General features: G+C 66.0%; 20 protein-coding genes. 10 read left to right on the top strand and 10 right to left on the bottom strand.

The window, feature by feature from the left end; all coding sequences use genetic code 11:
• The first annotated feature begins 2 nt into the window (after positions 1-2).
• The 3 genes from IEY84_RS07275 to IEY84_RS07265 all read left to right on the top strand — a co-directional run bounded on the left by IEY84_RS07275 (position 3) and on the right by IEY84_RS07265 (position 938).
• A complete protein-coding gene (locus IEY84_RS07275) occupies positions 3-143 on the top strand; it encodes a hypothetical protein (RefSeq protein WP_183543801.1) in 141 nt (46 codons plus the stop codon).
• 95 nt (positions 144-238) lie between these two features.
• Positions 239-604, top strand: a complete 366-nt coding sequence (gene trxA, locus IEY84_RS07270) for a thioredoxin (protein ID WP_183543799.1) — start codon at positions 239-241, stop codon at positions 602-604.
• A 43-nt stretch (positions 605-647) separates the two neighbouring features.
• Positions 648-938: a chorismate mutase gene (locus IEY84_RS07265; protein ID WP_201451241.1), complete on the top strand. Its 291-nt coding sequence runs from the start codon at positions 648-650 to the stop codon at positions 936-938.
• Positions 939-1,018: 80 nt separating this feature from the next.
• Here the strand turns inward: IEY84_RS07265 and IEY84_RS07260 are convergent, their stop codons facing one another.
• Positions 1,019-2,260, bottom strand: a complete 1,242-nt coding sequence (locus IEY84_RS07260; protein ID WP_183543797.1) for an FAD-binding protein — start codon at positions 2,258-2,260, stop codon at positions 1,019-1,021.
• Between the two features lie 80 nt (positions 2,261-2,340).
• On the opposite strand from IEY84_RS07260, the gene IEY84_RS07255 reads away from it, so the two are divergent.
• On the top strand, positions 2,341-2,535 hold the full coding sequence (locus IEY84_RS07255; RefSeq protein ID WP_183543794.1) for a hypothetical protein: 195 nt from the start codon (positions 2,341-2,343) through the stop codon (positions 2,533-2,535).
• A gap of 6 nt (positions 2,536-2,541) precedes the next feature.
• Here the strand turns inward: IEY84_RS07255 and IEY84_RS07250 are convergent, their stop codons facing one another.
• The 7 genes from IEY84_RS07250 to IEY84_RS07220 form a co-directional block, all read right to left on the bottom strand.
• Complete coding sequence (locus IEY84_RS07250; RefSeq protein WP_183543792.1) at positions 2,542-4,041, bottom strand: CoA-acylating methylmalonate-semialdehyde dehydrogenase; 1,500 nt, start codon at positions 4,039-4,041, stop codon at positions 2,542-2,544.
• A 23-nt stretch (positions 4,042-4,064) separates the two neighbouring features.
• Complete coding sequence (locus IEY84_RS07245; RefSeq protein ID WP_229788424.1) at positions 4,065-5,396, bottom strand: aspartate aminotransferase family protein; 1,332 nt, start codon at positions 5,394-5,396, stop codon at positions 4,065-4,067.
• Positions 5,397-5,528: 132 nt separating this feature from the next.
• Positions 5,529-6,554, bottom strand: a complete 1,026-nt coding sequence (locus tag IEY84_RS07240; RefSeq protein WP_183543788.1) for a TIGR03842 family LLM class F420-dependent oxidoreductase — start codon at positions 6,552-6,554, stop codon at positions 5,529-5,531.
• Between the two features lie 4 nt (positions 6,555-6,558).
• Complete coding sequence (hydA, locus tag IEY84_RS07235; protein WP_183543786.1) at positions 6,559-7,983, bottom strand: dihydropyrimidinase; 1,425 nt, start codon at positions 7,981-7,983, stop codon at positions 6,559-6,561.
• A 75-nt stretch (positions 7,984-8,058) separates the two neighbouring features.
• Complete coding sequence (locus IEY84_RS07230) at positions 8,059-8,907, bottom strand: nitrilase-related carbon-nitrogen hydrolase (RefSeq protein ID WP_183543784.1); 849 nt, start codon at positions 8,905-8,907, stop codon at positions 8,059-8,061.
• A 98-nt stretch (positions 8,908-9,005) separates the two neighbouring features.
• Entirely contained in the window at positions 9,006-9,305 is a 300-nt protein-coding gene (locus IEY84_RS07225; RefSeq protein ID WP_183543782.1) for a hypothetical protein, read from the bottom strand.
• A gap of 198 nt (positions 9,306-9,503) precedes the next feature.
• Positions 9,504-9,905, bottom strand: a complete 402-nt coding sequence (locus IEY84_RS07220) for an FAD synthase family protein (protein WP_183543779.1) — start codon at positions 9,903-9,905, stop codon at positions 9,504-9,506.
• A 134-nt stretch (positions 9,906-10,039) separates the two neighbouring features.
• Between IEY84_RS07220 and IEY84_RS07215 the strand changes: the two genes are divergently transcribed.
• A complete protein-coding gene (locus IEY84_RS07215) occupies positions 10,040-11,317 on the top strand; it encodes a DUF445 domain-containing protein (protein ID WP_183543777.1) in 1,278 nt (425 codons plus the stop codon).
• 262 nt (positions 11,318-11,579) lie between these two features.
• A complete protein-coding gene (locus IEY84_RS07210; protein ID WP_183543775.1) occupies positions 11,580-11,822 on the top strand; it encodes an RNA-binding S4 domain-containing protein in 243 nt (80 codons plus the stop codon).
• Positions 11,823-11,882: 60 nt separating this feature from the next.
• Here IEY84_RS07210 and IEY84_RS07205 read toward each other — a convergent pair whose 3' ends face one another.
• On the bottom strand, positions 11,883-12,260 hold the full coding sequence (locus tag IEY84_RS07205; RefSeq protein WP_183543773.1) for an FKBP-type peptidyl-prolyl cis-trans isomerase: 378 nt from the start codon (positions 12,258-12,260) through the stop codon (positions 11,883-11,885).
• 2 nt (positions 12,261-12,262) lie between these two features.
• On the opposite strand from IEY84_RS07205, the gene IEY84_RS07200 reads away from it, so the two are divergent.
• Positions 12,263-13,849, top strand: a complete 1,587-nt coding sequence (locus IEY84_RS07200; protein ID WP_183543771.1) for a recombinase family protein — start codon at positions 12,263-12,265, stop codon at positions 13,847-13,849.
• A gap of 54 nt (positions 13,850-13,903) precedes the next feature.
• On the opposite strand, the gene IEY84_RS07195 is transcribed toward IEY84_RS07200, so the two are convergent.
• Entirely contained in the window at positions 13,904-14,503 is a 600-nt protein-coding gene (locus IEY84_RS07195) for a hypothetical protein (protein ID WP_183543769.1), read from the bottom strand.
• A gap of 124 nt (positions 14,504-14,627) precedes the next feature.
• Between IEY84_RS07195 and IEY84_RS07190 the strand changes: the two genes are divergently transcribed.
• From IEY84_RS07190 to IEY84_RS07180, 3 genes are all read left to right on the top strand, one after another.
• Positions 14,628-15,206, top strand: a complete 579-nt coding sequence (locus tag IEY84_RS07190) for a hypothetical protein (RefSeq protein WP_183543767.1) — start codon at positions 14,628-14,630, stop codon at positions 15,204-15,206.
• Positions 15,207-15,837: 631 nt separating this feature from the next.
• Complete coding sequence (locus tag IEY84_RS07185; protein ID WP_183543765.1) at positions 15,838-16,008, top strand: hypothetical protein; 171 nt, start codon at positions 15,838-15,840, stop codon at positions 16,006-16,008.
• Positions 16,005-16,430, top strand: coding sequence for a hypothetical protein (locus IEY84_RS07180; protein ID WP_183543763.1), 426 nt, complete (start codon positions 16,005-16,007; stop codon positions 16,428-16,430). Before IEY84_RS07185 ends, IEY84_RS07180 begins: the two co-directional genes overlap by 4 nt.
• The last annotated feature ends 323 nt before the right edge of the window (positions 16,431-16,753 follow it).

Here is a 16,753-nt window from a genome sequence, read left to right as displayed (position 1 = left end):
ACATGTTCTGGATCATTCTCCTCGTCATCGCGGCTGCTGTCGGCGGCTACGTCTTCCGAGTGCCGATCGTCGCCAAGCTGACCGGTCAGCCACGCAGCCGCATCGAGCGTCAGATCGGGCCGAAGAGCAAGCGCCTTCCCTGATCCCCGCGGGGAATCCTCAGCAGCACGCGTGCGTTGAGGCGTACGTGTCCGCCGATCTGGCGCGCACGTGACTCCAGACCGGAAGTGAGACTCCCATGCCCACCGTCGAGCTCGGCGCAGAGAACTTCGAGAGCACCGTCACCGACAACGAGATCGTCCTCGTCGACTTCTGGGCGTCCTGGTGCGGCCCGTGCCGCCAGTTCGGCCCGATCTACGACGCCGCCTCCGCGGAGCACCCCGAGATCGTCTTCGGCAAGGTCGACACCGAGGCCGAGCAGGCGCTCGCCGGCGCCGCCAACATCACCTCGATCCCGACGCTGATGGCCTTCAAGAAGGGCAACCTGGTCTTCTCCCAGCCCGGTGCGCTCCCCGCGCCGGCCCTGAAGCAGGTCATCGACGCGGTCGTCGAGCTCGACATCGACAAGGCGCTCGCCGAGCAGGCCCCGGAGTCCGGCGAGTAAGACCGGTCGGAGCTCCGGGACTCGCATCAGGTTTGATAGCGCTGTGACCGAAGACGCCCACGACGAGCTGCTGCGCCTGCGCGGCAGCATCGACAACCTCGACGCCGCCCTTGTCCACCTTCTCGCGGAGCGCTTCAAGTGCACCGAGCAGGTCGGACGACTGAAGGCGCGCGCGGGCTTCCCCCCGGCCGACCCGAGCCGTGAGGCGGTCCAGATCGAGCGGCTCCGCCGGCTCTCCGACGACGCCGGCCTCGACCCCGAGTTCGCCGAGAAGATCCTCAACGTGATCATCGCCGAGGTGATCCGCAACCACCGCCAGTTCGTCGAGGACTGACAAGGTCGGGGTAGTCCGGTAGCAAACTGCCCATTTACTCGTCGGTAATAGGCAGTTTGCTACCGGACTACCCCGAAATGTCAGCCGAACACCCGATCCAGCCACGCGTTCCAGAACCGGCGGTCGGGGTCGAAGCGGCGTACGAGGTCCTTGAAGTCGTCCCATCGCGGAAACTCGGCACCGGGGTCCTTGGTGGTGAACAGCTTGCCCCAGTGCGGCCGGCTGCCGGCCGGAAGCCGCTGCTCCAGATCGGGCAGCAGCTCGCGTACGCCGCCGGGGTCGGCCTTCCAGGTGAAGTGGAGCGCCAGCGCGTCGGTGCCGTAGGCGGGGGAGAGCCAGAGCTCGTCGGCGGCGACGGCGCGGATCTCGCTCACCTGCAGCAGCGGCCGCACACGGTCGGCGAGCGATCGGACGGCGTCGACCGCCTCCTGCGCGCGTTCGATCGGCACCAGGTATTCGCTCTGCAGTTCCGCCCCGACGCTCGGCTGGAAGTCGAGTCGGAAGTGGGGCAGCCGCTCGTGCCACGGCCCCGGCAGGCCGAGCTGCTCGGTGCACGGGGCGGCATCCAGCCCGGGGACGACGTGCCGCGGCTGGCTCGCGAGCACCGTTCCAGGGATCTCCGGAGCCGTCGAGCGCGACTTCGCCCAGACGCGACCGACCGACCCGTCGGGCTCGTCGGCCCACCGGGTGAAGATCGACACCGAGTAGGCCGCGCCGAGGATCTCGCTGACATGTTCTCGCAGGTCAGCGAAGGTGAGACCCTCGTGGACCGTCTGTGCGATCTGGTAGGTCGGCGAGGTTCGTAGGTCGAGATGAGTCACGATCCCCAGGGCGCCGATGCCGACCACGGCCCCCGCGAAGTCGGGTGAACCGGACTCCAGACGCACCAGGTCACCCTGGCCGTCGATGATCTCGACGGCGGTCACCGAGGTGGCCAACGAGCCGTTGCCGATCCCGGAACCGTGGGTGCCGGTGGCGACCGCGCCGGCGACCGAGATGTGGGGGAGCGAGGCGAGGTTGGGCAGCGCCCGGCCACGCTCCTGCAGCCAGGCGGCGAGCTCGCCGTAGCGCATCCCACCAGGCACCCGGACGACGTCACCGGCCATGGTCGGTGGCTCCTCGAAGCCTTCGAGAGAGACCAGCACCCCGGCGGTGTCTGCGAGGTCGGTGAAGGAATGCCGAGACCCCAGCGCGCGCAGGCCTGGCTCGCGCAGCACGAGGTCGCGTACGTCATCCACGGAACGTGGTCGCACCAGCTCGCGCGCGGTGTAGTCATAGCTGCGAGCCCACGTCGATCCGGGGGCCTCGGGGAGGGAAGGCATGCGTCGGATCGTAGCGATGACACGCGCTTGAAGTCGGTGGTCTACTGGAGTTCGAGCACGTCGATCTGAGCGAGGGGTAGATGAGCGAGTACGCAGCAGAGGCAGATCTCGAGGAGCAGGCGACCGATCTCGTGACGGAGACCGTCGACGACGAGGCGCCGCTGGACGCCGAGGAGACGATCACCTCGGCGCCCGACGATGTCAACGAGGCCGACTACGCCGAGCAGAAGCTCGACGCGGGCAGCCCCGACGATGTCGACGACTACTGGGCCTAGGGCAGCCTAGGAGTTCTGCGGGAACCCCAGGTTGATCCCGCCGTGTGACGGGTCGAGCCAGCGGGTGGTGACCGCCTTCTCCCGGGTGAAGAAGTCCAGCCCGGCGGGGCCGTACGCCTTCGCGTCCCCGAACAGCGACGACTTCCAGCCACCGAAGGAGTGGTAGGCGACGGGCACCGGGATCGGGACGTTCACGCCGACCATCCCGACCTGCACCTCCCGCTGGAACCGGCGGGCGGCGCCGCCGTCGTTGGTGAAGATCGCGGTGCCGTTGCCGAACTGACCGGAGTTGATCAGCTCCAGGCCCTCCTCGTAGCCGGAGACGCGGACGACCGAGAGCACCGGGCCGAAGATCTCCTCGGTGTAGACGGTGGACGTCGTGGGGACCCGGTCGACAAGCGTCGGCCCGACCCAGAACCCGTTGGGATCACCGTCGACCTCGATCCCTCGTCCGTCGACGACGATCTCGGCGCCGTCTGCCGCGGCCACGTCGACGTAGCTCGCCACCTTGTCCCGGTGGGTCCCGGTGATCAGCGGCCCCATGTCGGTCTCGCGGGTGCCGTCGCCGGTCTTGAGGGTGGCCATCCGGGAGGTGATCTTCGAGATCAGGCTGTCGGCGACCGAGTCGACCGCGAGCACCACCGAGATCGCCATGCAGCGCTCACCTGCTGACCCGAAACCCGCGTTGACGGCCGAGTCGGCGACCAGGTCGAGGTCGGCGTCGGGCAGCACCAGCATGTGGTTCTTGGCGCCCCCGAGCGCTTGGACCCGCTTTCCGGCGGCGGTGCCGCGCTCGTAGACATAGCGGGCGATGGGGGTGGAGCCGACGAAGGAGATCGAGGCGACGTCGGGGTTGTCGAGGAGCGCGTCGACCGCCTCCTTGTCGCCGTGGACGACGTTGTAGACGCCGTCGGGCAGCCCCGCCTCGGCCCACAGCTCCGCGATCCAGCTCGAAGCGGTCGGGTCCTTCTCCGACGGCTTGAGCACGACGGTGTTGCCGGCCGCGATGGCGATCGGGAAGAACCACATCGGCACCATGGCGGGGAAGTTGAAGGGGCTGATGATGCCGACCACGCCGAGCGGCTGCTTGAGAGTGGTCACGTCTACGCCCGAAGAGACCTGCTCGGAGACGGTGCCCTTGAGCAGGTGCGAGAGCCCACAGGCGAACTCGACGACCTCGATCCCGCGGGCGATCTCACCGGCGGCGTCGGAGAGCACCTTGCCGTGCTCGGCCGTCAGGATCTCGGCGAGCTCACCCTTGCGGGCGTTGAGCAGCTCACGGAACTTGAAGAGCACGGCCGTACGCCGGGTGAGCGAGGTCTCGCTCCACTCTTCGAATGCCTTCTTGGCCGCCGAGACGGCGGTGTCGACGTCGGCGGCCGCCGCGAAGCGTACGTGCTTCTGGACGGTGCCGAGCGCGGGGTTGTAGACGTCGCCCAGACGGGTGCCGGTGCCGGGGTTGGTGGCCCCGCCGATCCAGTGGTCGAGGATGGGGAGATCGGTCATGTGAGGAGTCCTTAGTAGAGCTGTTACAGCGAGCCGAGCACGTCGTCGTAGATCGAGATCGCCTCGGCGACCTCGTCAGGAGTGACGACACATGGGGGCACCACGTGGATGCGGTTCTCCATGGTGAACGGGATCAGGTTGCGGGCGATGAGGTCGCACTTGATCCGGCCCATCGTCGCGGCTGGGAGCGGCTCACGCGTCTCGCGGTCGGCGACCAGCTCGAGGGCCCAGAAGACCCCGGTGCCGCGAACCTCGCCGATCACGTCGTGCTTCTCGGCGAGCGAGGCGAGGCCGGGAGCGATGTGGTCGGTGCCGATGGTCGCGGCGTTGTCGACGATGCCCTCCTCGTTCATCGCCTCGATGGTCGCCACGATGGAGGCCATCGCGAGCGGGTGGCCGGAGTAGGTGAGCCCGCCGGGGAAGACCTGGTCGTCGAAGGTCGCCGCGACCGGGTCGGAGATGATCACCCCGCCGGCAGGTACGTAGCCGGAGTTGACGCCCTTGGCGAAGGTGATCAGGTCGGGAACGACGTCGTAGGCATCCAGGGCCAACCACTCCCCGGTGCGGCCGAAGCCGGCCATGACCTCGTCGAGGATGAGCATGATCCCGAACTCGTCGGCCAGGGCACGGACCCCGGGGAGGTAGCCCGGCGGCGGGATCATGATCCCGGCGGTGCCGGGGATGGTCTCGAGGAGGATCGCGGCGATCGAGGAGGGCCCCTCGGACTCGACGACCCGGCGCAGGTGCTGCAGGGCGCGCTCGGCCTCCTGCTCGGGCGTGGTCGCCCAGAACTCCGAGCGGTAGAGGTAGGGGCCGAAGAAGTGGACGTGGCCGCGGGCGTACTCGTTCGGGAGCCGTCGCCAGTCGCCCGTCGCGACGATCGCCGCACCGGTGTTGCCGTGGTAGGAGCGGTAGGTCGAGAGCACCTTGTCGCGGCCGGTGTGGATGCGGGCCATCCGGATCGCGTTCTCGACCGCGTCTGCGCCGGCGTTGGTGAAGAAGACCTTGTTGAAGCCGACCGGCGCGATGTCGGTGATCCGCTCGGCCGCTTCGCCGCGGGCCAGGTTGGCCGTCGTGGGTGCGATCGTGGTCAGCGTCTCGGCCTGCTTCTTGATCGCCTCGACCACCCGCGGGTGCTGGTGGCCGATGTTGGTGTTGACCAGCTGGGAGGAGAAGTCCAGGTAGGTGTGCCCGGAGTCGTCCCACACCCGCGAGCCCTGCCCCCCGGCGATGACGAGCGGTTTCAGCGACCCCTGGGCGGACCAGGAATGGAAGACATGGGCTCGGTCGAGGTCGTAGGCACGGGCGTCGCTGGCGCTGGTCAAGGCTGTCCCCTGGGGTGCGTGGATGGACATGGATCTGGATGATCACTCTACGCCGGAAGCAGCGGGGTCACCGCTGATCCGTGATACTGATTACGACGGTATATCAGGCATCCGCCTACGTTTTCGTTACATTCTCAGGCGCCGAGCAACGAAATCGCGCGCTCATGCCTTCGCGGTCGCCGGTAGGTTGACCCGGGGGATCACCCGATCGCCGTACGCAGCCAGGGTCTGGTCCATCGCGTCGTGCTGCAGATAGACGGCGAACTGGTCGACCCCGAGGCTCTTCAGCTGCTCGAGCTTGGCGACCTGCTCCTCGACCGAGCCGAGGATGCAGAACCGGTCGACGATCTCATCGGGCACGAAGTCCGTATGGGTGTTTCCGGACTGCCCGTGCTCGTTGTAGTCGTAGCCTTCGCGGCCCTTGATGTAGTCGGTGAGCGTCTGCGGGACCGCGCCGCTCCCGTACTTGGCGACGATGTCGGCGACGTGGTTGCCCACCATCCCGCCGAACCACCGGCACTGCTCGCGGGCATGATCCAGCGCCTCGGGCGACCCGTCGGTGACGTACGCCGGTGCGGCGACGCAGAACGTCAGCGACTCCGGGTCGCGGCCGGCGTCGGAGGCCGCCTTCCTGACCGCCCCGATCATCCACTCGGTGATGTCGGGGTCGGCCAGCTGCAGGATGAACCCGTCGCCGACCTCCCCGGCGGCCTTCAGTGCGAGCGGGCCGTAGGCCGCGATCCACACCTCCAGCTCGGAGCGCTTGGCCCACGGGAACTGCAGCGTGGTGCCGTTGATCTCGACCGGGCGCCGGTTGGCGAGCTCCCGGATGACCCGGGTCGCCTCGCGCATCTCCTTGATCGTCGACGGCTTCCCGTTGAGCACCCGCACGGCCGAGTCGCCGCGACCCATCCCACAGACGGTGCGGTTGCCGTACATCTCGTTCAGGGTCGCGAAGACCGACGCGGTCACCGTCCAGTCGCGCGTCGCCGGGTTGGTGACGAACGGGCCGACCTTGATCGTGCGGGTCTCGGCGAGGATCTGGCTGTAGATGACGTACGGCTCCATCCACAGCAGGTGGCTGTCGAACGTCCAGACGTGGTCGAAGCCGTACGCCTCGGCCCGCTTCGCCAGGTCGACGACCCGCCAGGCGGGCGGGTTGGTCTGGAGGACGACACCGAAGTCCATGACGTCACACCAGGTACTGGGAGAGGTCGCGCTTGAGGTAACTGCCGTGGCCCGTGGTGCCCTTGAACTCGCCCTCGGCGACGACCACGGAGCCACGGGAGAGCACCACATCGACATGCCCGTCGATCTCGTAGCCCTCCCAGGCGGAGTGGTCCATGTTCATGTGATGGGTCTTGCCGACTCCGATGGAGGTGTGGCCGTTCGGGTCGTAGACGACGATGTCGGCGTCCGCTCCCGGCGCGATGACGCCCTTGCGGCCGTAGAGGCCGAACATCCGTGCGGGCGTGGTCGCGATCAGCTCCACCCACCGCTCGAGGGTGATCTGCCCGGTCACCACACCCTGGTAGAGCAGGTCGACGCGGTGCTCGATCGAGCCGATCCCGTTCGGGATCGCCCGGAAGTCGTCCTTGCCGAGCTCCTTCTGCTCCTTCATGCAGAAGGGGCAGTGGTCCGTGGAGACCATCTGCAGGTCGTTGGTGCGCAGCGCCTGCCACATCGCGTCCTGGTGGCCCTCCTCGCGCGAGCGCAGCGGTGTCGAGCAGACCCACTTGGCGCCCTCGAAGTCGCCCCACTCCTCCGACCTCGCGCCGAGCTGGTCCTCGAGGGAGAGGTAGAGATACTGCGGACAGGTCTCGCCGTAGACGTTCTTGCCGCGGTCGCGGGCTGCGGCAAGCTGCTCGACCGCCTGCTTGGCGCTGACGTGCACCACGTAGAGCGGTGCCCCGGTCACGTCGGCGAGCATGATCGCCCGGTGGGTGGCCTCCTCCTCCATCTGCCAGGCCCGCGCGATGCCGTGGTAGTAGGGCGACGTCTTGCCGGACTCGGCCAGCTGCGCGGCGAGCACGTCGATCGCCGGCCCGTTTTCGGCGTGCATCATGGTCAGCAGCCCGTGGTCGGTCGCCTTCTGCATCGCCCGCAGCACCTGCGCGTCGTCGGAGTAGAAGACGCCCGGGTAGGCCATGAACAGCTTGTAGGAGGTGATCCCCTCGTCCACGAGGGTGTCCATCGCCTTGAGCGCGTCGTCGTCGACCCCGCCGATGATCTGGTGGAACGCGTAGTCGATCGCGCAGTTGCCGGCGGCCAGCTCGTGCCAGTGGGCCAACCCGTCCTGTACGCGTTCGCCGTAGCGCTGCACCGCGAAGTCGATGATCGTCGTGGTGCCGCCCCAGGCCGCGGCCCGGGTGCCGGTCTCGAAGGTGTCGCTGGCGTTGGTGCCGCCGAACGGCAGCTGCATGTGGGTGTGGGCGTCGACGCCGCCGGGAATGACGTACTTCCCGGTCGCGTCGATGGTGACGTCGGCATCGATCGAGCCGAACGGGCTGGCACCGGGGGAGATGAGCGCGACAATCTTCTCGCCGTCGACGAGCACGTCAGCAGTTGTGCGGCCGGTCGACGAAACGACCGTCCCGCCTTTGATGAGCGTGATCACGGGGTGCTCCTTCTCTCCGCTGGTCGAGCCGCCGGAGCCGCAAGGCGGAGGCGTGTCGAGACCAACACAGTCGCTTCAGGGTCGGGGGATAGCCGTGTACGAATCGGGCCGCCGGTCGCGGTAGAACTGCCAGTCGTCGCGCATCTCCTGGACCATGCTCATGTCCAGGTCGCGTACGAGCAGCTCCTCCTTCTCGCCCGAGCCGAGCTCGCCCACGTAGTTGCCGCGGGGGTCGACGATCTGCGACATCCCGTAGAAGTTGACCGCCTCTTCGCCGTACTCGTTGTCCTCCAGGCCGACCCGGTTGGGCGCGAGCACGAAGTAGCCGTTGGCGACCGCGGCAGCCGGCTGCTCGATCTCCCAGAGCCGGTTGGAGAGCCCGGGCTTGGTGGCGTTGGGGTTGAAGACCATGTGGGCCCCGTTGAGCCCGAGCTCGCGCCAGCCCTCGGGGAAGTGGCGGTCGTAGCAGATGTACATCCCGACCTTGCCGACCGCGGACTCGAAGACCGGGTAGCCCAGGTTGCCGGGGCGGAAGTAGAACTTCTCCCAGAACTTCTCCACGTGGGGCAGATGGTTCTTCCGGTACTTGCCGAGGATCGTGCCGTCGGCGTCGACGAGCACGGAGGTGTTGTAGTAGACCCCGGTGTCGGCCTCCTCGTAGATCGGCAGCACCATCACGATGCCCAGCTCCTTGGCCAGGCTCGCGAAGCGCTGCACGATCGGGCCATCGGCCGGCTCGGCGTAGCGGTAGTACTTCTTGTCCTGGCTGATCCCGAAGTAGGGCCCGTAGAAGAGCTCCTGGAAGCACATCACCTGGGCGCCCTGGGCGGCGGCGTCACGCGCGAAGCCCTCGTGCTTGTCCAGCATGGAGGCCTTGTCCCCGGTCCAGGTGGTCTGGCTGATTGCCGCTCTGACGATGCTCATGCAACTACCTCCCCCTCAATAGAAGCATGCCGCTGCGACCCGTGGGGCTACAGCGGCATTTTTCTTCGGAACGACGAGGTCGTTGAAACTCTTCTGCTCTACGGAGCCGTCGCCGGATGACGTACGACCACGTGCTCGACCGCCTTGGCGAGCTCCTCGCGGAGCTCGGGCGCGAGCTGGGGACAGTCGACGGAGAGGAACAGTTCCATCGCGGAGCGGGTCGCGCGGGCGCGCTCGCCGGGTGATCGCTCAGGAAGACTCGGCGCGATCTCGGCGAGATGGGCGCTGGTCTCGACCACGGTGTTGCAGTCGTGCGGCGTGAGTGGGGCGCGGGCCTCGCGGCCGGCGCGGACGAGGACGCTGAGAACCTCCACCTTGGCGGCGGTGGTCAACGACATAGCGCTCCTCGACGAGTCGAACAGATGCGACCCCACACCGTTCGCGTTGTGCGACGACATGTATCTCCTCGGTGGGACGTGTGCCTCCCCCGAGGCACTCTCGCCCACTCCAACGAGCGGGGGAAGAGATCGGTGACGCCCTTGGGCGCTTTGTAACCCACCTGTGGGCCAACCCGTGGGTAGCCGACAGGTATGCGGTCAGGTCGTGGAGATCTTCTCGATCAGCGCGGTGGTGGAGATCGCCGGCGTACGCGGCAGGTAGACGACCTCGCAGATGTCCTTGAACTCGTCGAAGCGCCCCGCCCAGTCGTCGCCCATGACCAGCACATCGGCCTGGTGCTTGAGCAGGTAGTCGCGCTTGAGCTCGAGGCTCTCCTCGAGGAAGACCTCGTCGACCGGCTTCAGCGCTGAGACGATCGCCAACCGCTCGTCCTCGCTGAAGACGGGGTAGCGGCTCTTCTTCTTGAAGTTGAGGGCGTCGGCCGAGACACCGACCACCAACCGGTCGCCATACTCAGCCGCGCGCTGGACGATGCGCAGGTGTCCGACGTGGAAGACGTCGAAGGTGCCGAAGGTCAAGACCGTGCGGGGGAAAGACATGCCGGCCAATGCTGCCATAGGTGGGCACCATTTGTTCAACTGGCGTTCCACAATCCACCTCCTTCCCGGTGCCCTTCCCGATGTCTCAGTGCGTCGCTGCGCGCCACCTGGTGCGACCCGGCACAATTGAGCCCATGAGTTCTCCTGGGGGCGCCGGGATCGGCGGCCTGATGGTCGAGACCGAGGCCGATGTCGTACGCCGCCAGGCACTGCGACGGATGCGGATCGTCGCCACCGGGCTGCTGGTCGTGGCGGCCATCGTCTACCTGCTGACCCTCGGACGGGACGGGTTCTGGGGGTTCGTGAACGCCGGTGCCGAGGCGTCCATGGTCGGCGCGATCGCCGACTGGTTCGCGGTCACCGCGCTGTTCCGCCACCCGTTGGGCCTGCCGGTGCCGCACACCGCCCTCATCCCGAAGCGAAAGGACGAGCTCGGCGCCAGCCTGGAGGAGTTCGTCCAGGACAACTTCTTGCAGGAGGAGACGATCCGCGAGCGCCTCGGCGTGGCGATGCCGTCGCTGCGGCTCGCGTTGTGGCTCTCCGAGGAGCCCAACGCCAAGCGGGTCGTCGACGAGGTCTCCACCGTGGTCGCCGACGGGCTGTCCCGGATCAGCAACCGGCACATCGTCGAGATCATCCAGGACGGGTTCGTACCTCGCCTGCGCGAGGAGCAGATCGCGCCGCTCCTCGGGGGCACGCTGCAGGCGGCGCTGGACGACGGCGTACATCACGGTCTCGTCGACCTGGCCCTCGTCGAGCTGCACGGCTGGCTCGAGGAGAACGAGGAGATCGTCACCGAGGTGCTCGGTGAGCGGGCGCCGTGGTGGACGCCGCAGGTGCTGCGCGAGCCGGTCACCGCCCGCATCCACGTCGAGCTGGTCCGCTGGATCGCCGACATCCGCGACGACCCCGAGCACCGAGCCCGCAAGGCGATCGATGCCATGCTCGCCGACCTCGCCGACAACCTGCAGCACGACCAGGCGACCATGGAGCGTGCCGAGCGGCTCAAGGAGCGCGTGCTCGAGCACCCGGGCGTCATCAACACCGCCATCTCCATCTGGGACGCGCTGCGCCGCGCGCTGACCTCCTCCCTGCGTGACCCCGAAGGCGTCGTCCGCCTCCGCGCCCTCGACGAGGTCATCCGCTACGCCCAGAAGGTCGTCCTCGACGAGACGCTCCAGCGTCGCTACGACGCGCTCGCCTCCGACGTCGCCGTCTACGTCGTCAAGCGCTACGGCCGCGAGGCCACCACCGTCATCACCCACACCATCCAGCGCTGGGACGGCAAGCAGGCCGCCAGCCGCATCGAGCTCTTCGTCGGCCGCGACCTGCAGTTCATCCGCATCAACGGCACCATCGTCGGTGGCCTCGTCGGCGTGATCATCCACACCGTCGCGGTCCTGATGATCTGACCCGCCGAGGCGTCACTCCCGTCGGCCGAGACGTCAACGCCGTCGCACGAGACGTCACATAGGTCGGCCGAGTGGTCAATGTGTGCCGACTCGAACGACGTGCGTGACGTGTCGACCGACGTGTGTGACGTGTCGACCGACGTGCGTGACGTGTCGACCGACCTCAGTGACGCCTCGGCCGACCTATGTGAGGTGTCGAACGACAGGGGTGACGTCTCGGCCGGTATTTGTGACGTCTCGGCGGGCGGGGGAGGATGGCATCGTGAGTGAGCCTTTCGACGTACCCATCTCCGACGAGGTCATCCGGCTCGGTCAGTTCCTGAAGCTGGCCAACCTGGTCGAGGCCGGTTCCGAGGCCCGACCGGCGATCGTTGCCGGCGAGGTGAAGGTCAACGGCGAGATCGAGCTCCGCCGCGGCCGCCAGCTTCGACTCGGTGACGTCGTCGAGTACGCCGGCCAGGCGGCCCGGGTCTCCGACGAGGCCGACTTCGACGTCCCCTGGTAGGCGGAAATGGGAGCGAGGCGGTGACCCCGAAGGGTCACCGCCTCGCTGCGTACGAACTGCTTACTTCTCGACCTTGACCAGGTCGCAGACGAAGATCAGGGTCTCGCCGGGCTTGATCGCGCCGCCGGCGCCGCGGTCGCCGTAGCCCAGGTGGGGCGGGATGACGAGCTGGCGGCGGCCGCCGACCTTCATGCCGAGGATGCCCTGGTCCCAGCCCTGGATGACCTGGCCGATGCCGACGCGGAAGTCGAGCGGCTCGCCGCGGTTGTAGGACGCGTCGAACTCCTCGCCGGTGGACAGCGCCACGCCGACGTAGTGGACCGAGACGCGGTCGCGCTCGGTGGCCTCGTCGCCGTCACCGATGGTGATGTCCTTGATGACGAGGTCGGTCGGAGGGGTCGGGTCGACGAAGTCGATCTCCGGTTTGCGTTCTAGCATCGTTGCTCCATGAAGTCTGGGGAGGGCGAATGACAGACCGAGCCTACGTGCGAATCAGTCTTGACACCGAAGCGTCGGCTTCGATCACCAAGCAGCGTGATCGGCTGACCAAGAAGGTTCTTGGGGATGACGGCGACCCCGACAAGATCGCCTGGTATGAGGACAGGTCGGTATCGGGGAGCAAGGTTGCGTTTCGAGATCGCCCCGAGGGCGGACGGCTCTTTCGCGAGCTGAAGCAAGGCGACCGCGTGCTGGTGACGAAGATCGACCGAGCCGCGCGGAACGTCGAGGATCTGCTGGGACTGGTTCGCTTCGTGGAGGAGACCGGAGCGACCATCACATTCGCCGACGACGACATCGACACCAAGAGCAACAGTGGCAAGTTGATCCTGACCGTTCTCGCTGCCATCGCAGAGTTCGAGGCACGACTGATCGGTGAGCGTCGCCGGCAGTCACTTGAGGTGATGAAGAAGGAGGGGCGTCACGCTGTCGGCTCTGCTCCGTACGGCTTCGTCGCCATCAAAAACCCCAACGGCAGGGGGCTGGTGATCCGACCAGACCACGAGGTTCGGATCCCGTTCCGTCTCTCGCCCGCTGAAGCGCTGCGCGATGCGGTGATGGCGGTCATCAACGGTAAGACGTACGAAGAGGCGAAGGCTGCCCTGCCGGTCTCGATGTCCGGCTTCAAGCACCTGCTACACAACCCACGACTGGCAGGAATGACGCCAGACCACGACTACGAGATCTACACGACCAGCACCGGGCGGGAGGCGTATCGGCTGAGTCGAGCCAGTGAGGGCGTGCTCATGGTCGACGGCACGCCACTGATCGACCCCGACATGGCTCTATTGACGATGGCCGAGTGGATGGCGCTGCGGGAGATGCTGGAGAGCCGCAAGTTGAAGGCGTGGGAGGTTGCCAAGGGCTACGGCTCCGGGATGACCTGCGGCGTCTGTGGGGAGAGGCTGTATCGCCACCACACCGACAAGCGACCGAGCAAGACTGCACTTGCTTGCATCAGGAAGAAGCACGCCAAGGGTGATCCGGGCGTCTCGATTGCGGAGCACCGAGTGAATCCGTACATCGAGGAAACGTTCCTCAGGCTGTACGGACAGCGCGAGCACGTCGAGCACCAGACCATCGAGGAGAGTGCCGTACGGCTGGAGGCGATCTCTCGCGCCAAGGTGGCCCTGATCGAGGCTCAGAAGGCGCTCACAGCGGCCGTGGACGATGCCGAGGAGGACGAGGCGTACCAGGCCGTTCGAGCCGCCAAACGAGCCGTCCGCGAGGCCGAGGCGATGCCCACCGAGCGCGTCACGAAGCTCGTACCCACTGGGGAGACTTGGGGTGACCTGTGGGAGTCGTCTGACGACCTAGAGCGTTGTGAACTGCTTCGCCTCGCCGGCACTTGGGCGGTGGTGCCTGGACGAGGGCTTGCTCTGGACAAGAAGATCGTTCACACGCAGAAGCCGTTCGGGATCGCCGTTGACGGCGAACGTGTCGTCATGCCGGCGGATCTGTTGGAGACGATCACCGCTGATCCGGAGATCCGGGAGGATCTTGCGAGCCTCTGGGAGTCGATCAAGTAGGCGAACACAACGCGCATCGCGGTACGTGCATCGAGGGTGGCATCACTCAACGCGTCAGGCTCGCCTCGGTGAATCTTTACGAGATCCTTCGACGCCTTGTCGTAGATCCTCGTATGCCATGGCCCCTACGCTCCGGAGTTCGAGCATAAGGTCGTCAGTGACGACCTTGTCTGTATCGATGCCCAAATCGACTCGCATCAGTATCAGATACACGCGCATTGCACGAAAAAAGACTTCTATCTGCTCGCGCGCCCTCTGTGGAGCTTCTGAGTGAATCATTGCGTTGACGGCGACCACGGCCTCCTTGGCGGCACGGGCACTCTCAGGCGATCCGTAGACCTGCACCTGAGACTGTAGGCGAATCAAGCCTCTGCCAGCTTCACCCCATTCCGCATCGTCACTAGACACATCGCCTCGCTGCCTACTCAATCGCATCTGATGGACTTGGTCCGCAACGATGTGGACTTCGTCCATGAACGCGGCATGGGCAGTCCGTTTCGCCTCGAAGAGCCGATCCTGCGCTTGACGTTCCCACGCACGTTCAGCCTCGGCGCGGGACGAGCGCCGCTGGAGGATGGTCTGGAGGAGGCTCATCCCGCCTGTGGCGAGTGCGCCGATAACCACGCCGATGATCGCCCAGAGTTCTGTGCTCATGTCCCAGCATGGTGTCCTACGAGCCACTGAGAGGACAGGGACCTCCGTAGTGTGGCTACCCAACGTTGGGGACGCGATCTCGCTCGGTGAGTGGCGCTCAGCGTCTCGCCGAAGGATTCGGACCGTGGACGAGACCCAAGTCGTTGTAGTCGCTGCCGTCGTCGCTGCTGTTGCTGCTGTACTCGCCTCTGCTGTCGGTGCCGGCGGCGCGATCCTGGCGCAGATGCTCACCGTTCGGGCAACCGACAAGGCGAGCGCCAAACGGTTCGAGTGGGAGCAGAAGCAGGCGATCCGACGCGAGAAGGCCGAGCGTGATGCCATCTTCGCTGAGACCACGCGTGAGCTCTTTTCCAAGTACCTTGCGGCCCACTACGAGTATCGACTCGAACTTGCGCGGTCTTGTTTTGAAGACTCTTCGACGGTTGTGGAAAAGATGGATGCCGCAGTAGAGAAGTACGCGGGCGAGATTCTTCAGATTCAATCTGAGATCGCTCTCATTGCTCCTTCGTTGGCCGATGCGACCCAGGAGTTGCTGTCAATGGGTGTCGATGCCGGCCAAGCGATGCGTAAAGCGGCGGAGAAGGACGGCGCGACTGGAGCCAAAGGTCTTCGTGGGGAGTTTGACGCCTTTCATGACTCGGTTGAAGACTGTCGAGAAGCCATGGCGGCTCACCTGCGGGGCGAGCCCATTCCCGAAGCCTGATCCTGCCGAGTTCCAGGCGACTAGGGCGCACAGCGCGTGCTGGCAGGCCGGGTTCTGTCGACTGTGAAAGATAGAGTTCATCTTGTCGGTGGGGACGCCGCCGGGCGATGTTCTATCCTGGCGTCCATTACGGCAGTCTATAAAATCTGTCGGTGGCGGATGATAGCGTTCTTCTTGTTGGCGGGAAATCCTGCCGCAGAAGAGCATCTGCACGTGTGTGATTCCGGTAGTCACGGAAACTGTCGCTAGTGCCAAGTATTGTTCTTCTTGTTGGAGCGCAAGCCCCAACATCTTCCCAGATCTTCCGCGCCGCTGGTTCTGCCTCGCCAGCGTTGAATGCGGAACAGGCTCGCACCGCGACGCGAGCCGAATGCACGGCAGGGCTATGCCCGTTCCTTACTCCTGTTCAGGGGTAGCCCTGCCGTGCCCTCATTGCCAAAGCAATCACTTGTTCGCTAACCAAGAAAGGAAGTGAGTCACCGACTGTGAGCCAAGTACAACCCGAGGGCTACGAGCCGCCCGACTGGACCAGGACCGAGTACGAGCCGCCCAAGGCCATAGAGGCCAAACGGTTGGCGAAGGACCAGCTACAGAAGAAGTGGGAGCGCCAACGACAGAAGAGGGAGGCTGCATGACGAAGTTCGACCCGTGGCAGGAAGCCAGAGACAAGCTCGTACGACGCTATGAGGACGGCGATACGACGATTGCTCCGTATCTGGTCGAGCGGATCCGCGAGTGGAAGCAGAAGCGGCTCCTGGACGCTGCTCACACGTTCGTCATGGCAGCGGACGGTGACGAGTGACCAACGGCGCGACCGACATGTGGCAGTGGCTCTACGCCACGTACGCCGCGGAGGAGGCGAACGCTCGGTTGCTGAGGCCCAGGCCGGCCGACTCGATCGACACTGGGCAGCAGGCGTTCACGGACGCGTGGCACTCGCGCCTGCACGCAATCACGGGGCTGTCGAGGCGCGAGGAGAAGGCGCGAGACTTCGTGGCGTACTACTTCCTCCAGCCCAGCCGCACGATGAAGAGCGCCACCGAGTCGTACGGCATCAAGCGCGACACCGGAGCGGGCTACATGAAGGTAGCCATGAGTAAGGGCTGGGTCGCAGCAGGAGAGACCCCGATGCAAGTGGGGGAGCGGACGCCAGGACGGATCTACCGTCGCGTGCTCTTCTGGTCAGACTCATTCTGGGAAGACGCCGCGAGCCCAGCGGCGTAAGCGTGCCCGAAAAAACGGGCACAAAAACGGGCACTTATAAAACCCGGAGCGTAGGCGAGCGTGCGAGCCGTTCCGCGACGGGTTCGGCAAGCGACTCCTAGCGCTGAGCGACCCATGAAGCGCCTTCGGCGGACTCATGCTCGCGCTCCGTTGCTCTTGCTGGCAGTGGAGGAGAAGAAGGACTAGGACCTAGATCTTCGTCTTTGTCTTCTAGTTTCCCTCCACTGATCGAACGTCACGCATTACGGATCCGCCTTTGGCGAGTCCGTGGATCCGTGCTGCCAAGACACATCACCAACTGAAAAGGAGAACAACACCAAGTG

The sequence above is a fragment of the Nocardioides albus genome (assembly GCF_014648255.1).
Taxonomy (GTDB): Bacteria; Actinomycetota; Actinomycetes; order Propionibacteriales; family Nocardioidaceae; genus Nocardioides; species Nocardioides albus.
This window is presented reverse-complemented; position numbering and strand designations above follow the sequence as displayed.

What these genes read in the sequence shown, in the direction of transcription:
- IEY84_RS07275 (WP_183543801.1), top strand. Translation starts at nt 3, where the DNA reads ATGTTCTGGATCATTCTCCTCGTCATCGCGGCTGCTGTCGGCGGCTAC.
- trxA (WP_183543799.1), top strand. Translation starts at nt 239, where the DNA reads ATGCCCACCGTCGAGCTCGGCGCAGAGAACTTCGAGAGCACCGTCACC.
- IEY84_RS07260 (WP_183543797.1), bottom strand. Translation starts at nt 2,260, where the DNA reads ATGCCTTCCCTCCCCGAGGCCCCCGGATCGACGTGGGCTCGCAGCTAT.
- IEY84_RS07255 (WP_183543794.1), top strand. Translation starts at nt 2,341, where the DNA reads ATGAGCGAGTACGCAGCAGAGGCAGATCTCGAGGAGCAGGCGACCGAT.
- IEY84_RS07250 (WP_183543792.1), bottom strand. Translation starts at nt 4,041, where the DNA reads ATGACCGATCTCCCCATCCTCGACCACTGGATCGGCGGGGCCACCAAC.
- IEY84_RS07245 (WP_229788424.1), bottom strand. Translation starts at nt 5,396, where the DNA reads ATGTCCATCCACGCACCCCAGGGGACAGCCTTGACCAGCGCCAGCGAC.
- IEY84_RS07240 (WP_183543788.1), bottom strand. Translation starts at nt 6,554, where the DNA reads ATGGACTTCGGTGTCGTCCTCCAGACCAACCCGCCCGCCTGGCGGGTC.
- IEY84_RS07230 (WP_183543784.1), bottom strand. Translation starts at nt 8,907, where the DNA reads ATGAGCATCGTCAGAGCGGCAATCAGCCAGACCACCTGGACCGGGGAC.
- IEY84_RS07225 (WP_183543782.1), bottom strand. Translation starts at nt 9,305, where the DNA reads ATGTCGTTGACCACCGCCGCCAAGGTGGAGGTTCTCAGCGTCCTCGTC.
- IEY84_RS07220 (WP_183543779.1), bottom strand. Translation starts at nt 9,905, where the DNA reads ATGTCTTTCCCCCGCACGGTCTTGACCTTCGGCACCTTCGACGTCTTC.
- IEY84_RS07215 (WP_183543777.1), top strand. Translation starts at nt 10,040, where the DNA reads ATGAGTTCTCCTGGGGGCGCCGGGATCGGCGGCCTGATGGTCGAGACC.
- IEY84_RS07205 (WP_183543773.1), bottom strand. Translation starts at nt 12,260, where the DNA reads ATGCTAGAACGCAAACCGGAGATCGACTTCGTCGACCCGACCCCTCCG.
- IEY84_RS07195 (WP_183543769.1), bottom strand. Translation starts at nt 14,503, where the DNA reads ATGAGCACAGAACTCTGGGCGATCATCGGCGTGGTTATCGGCGCACTC.
- IEY84_RS07185 (WP_183543765.1), top strand. Translation starts at nt 15,838, where the DNA reads ATGACGAAGTTCGACCCGTGGCAGGAAGCCAGAGACAAGCTCGTACGA.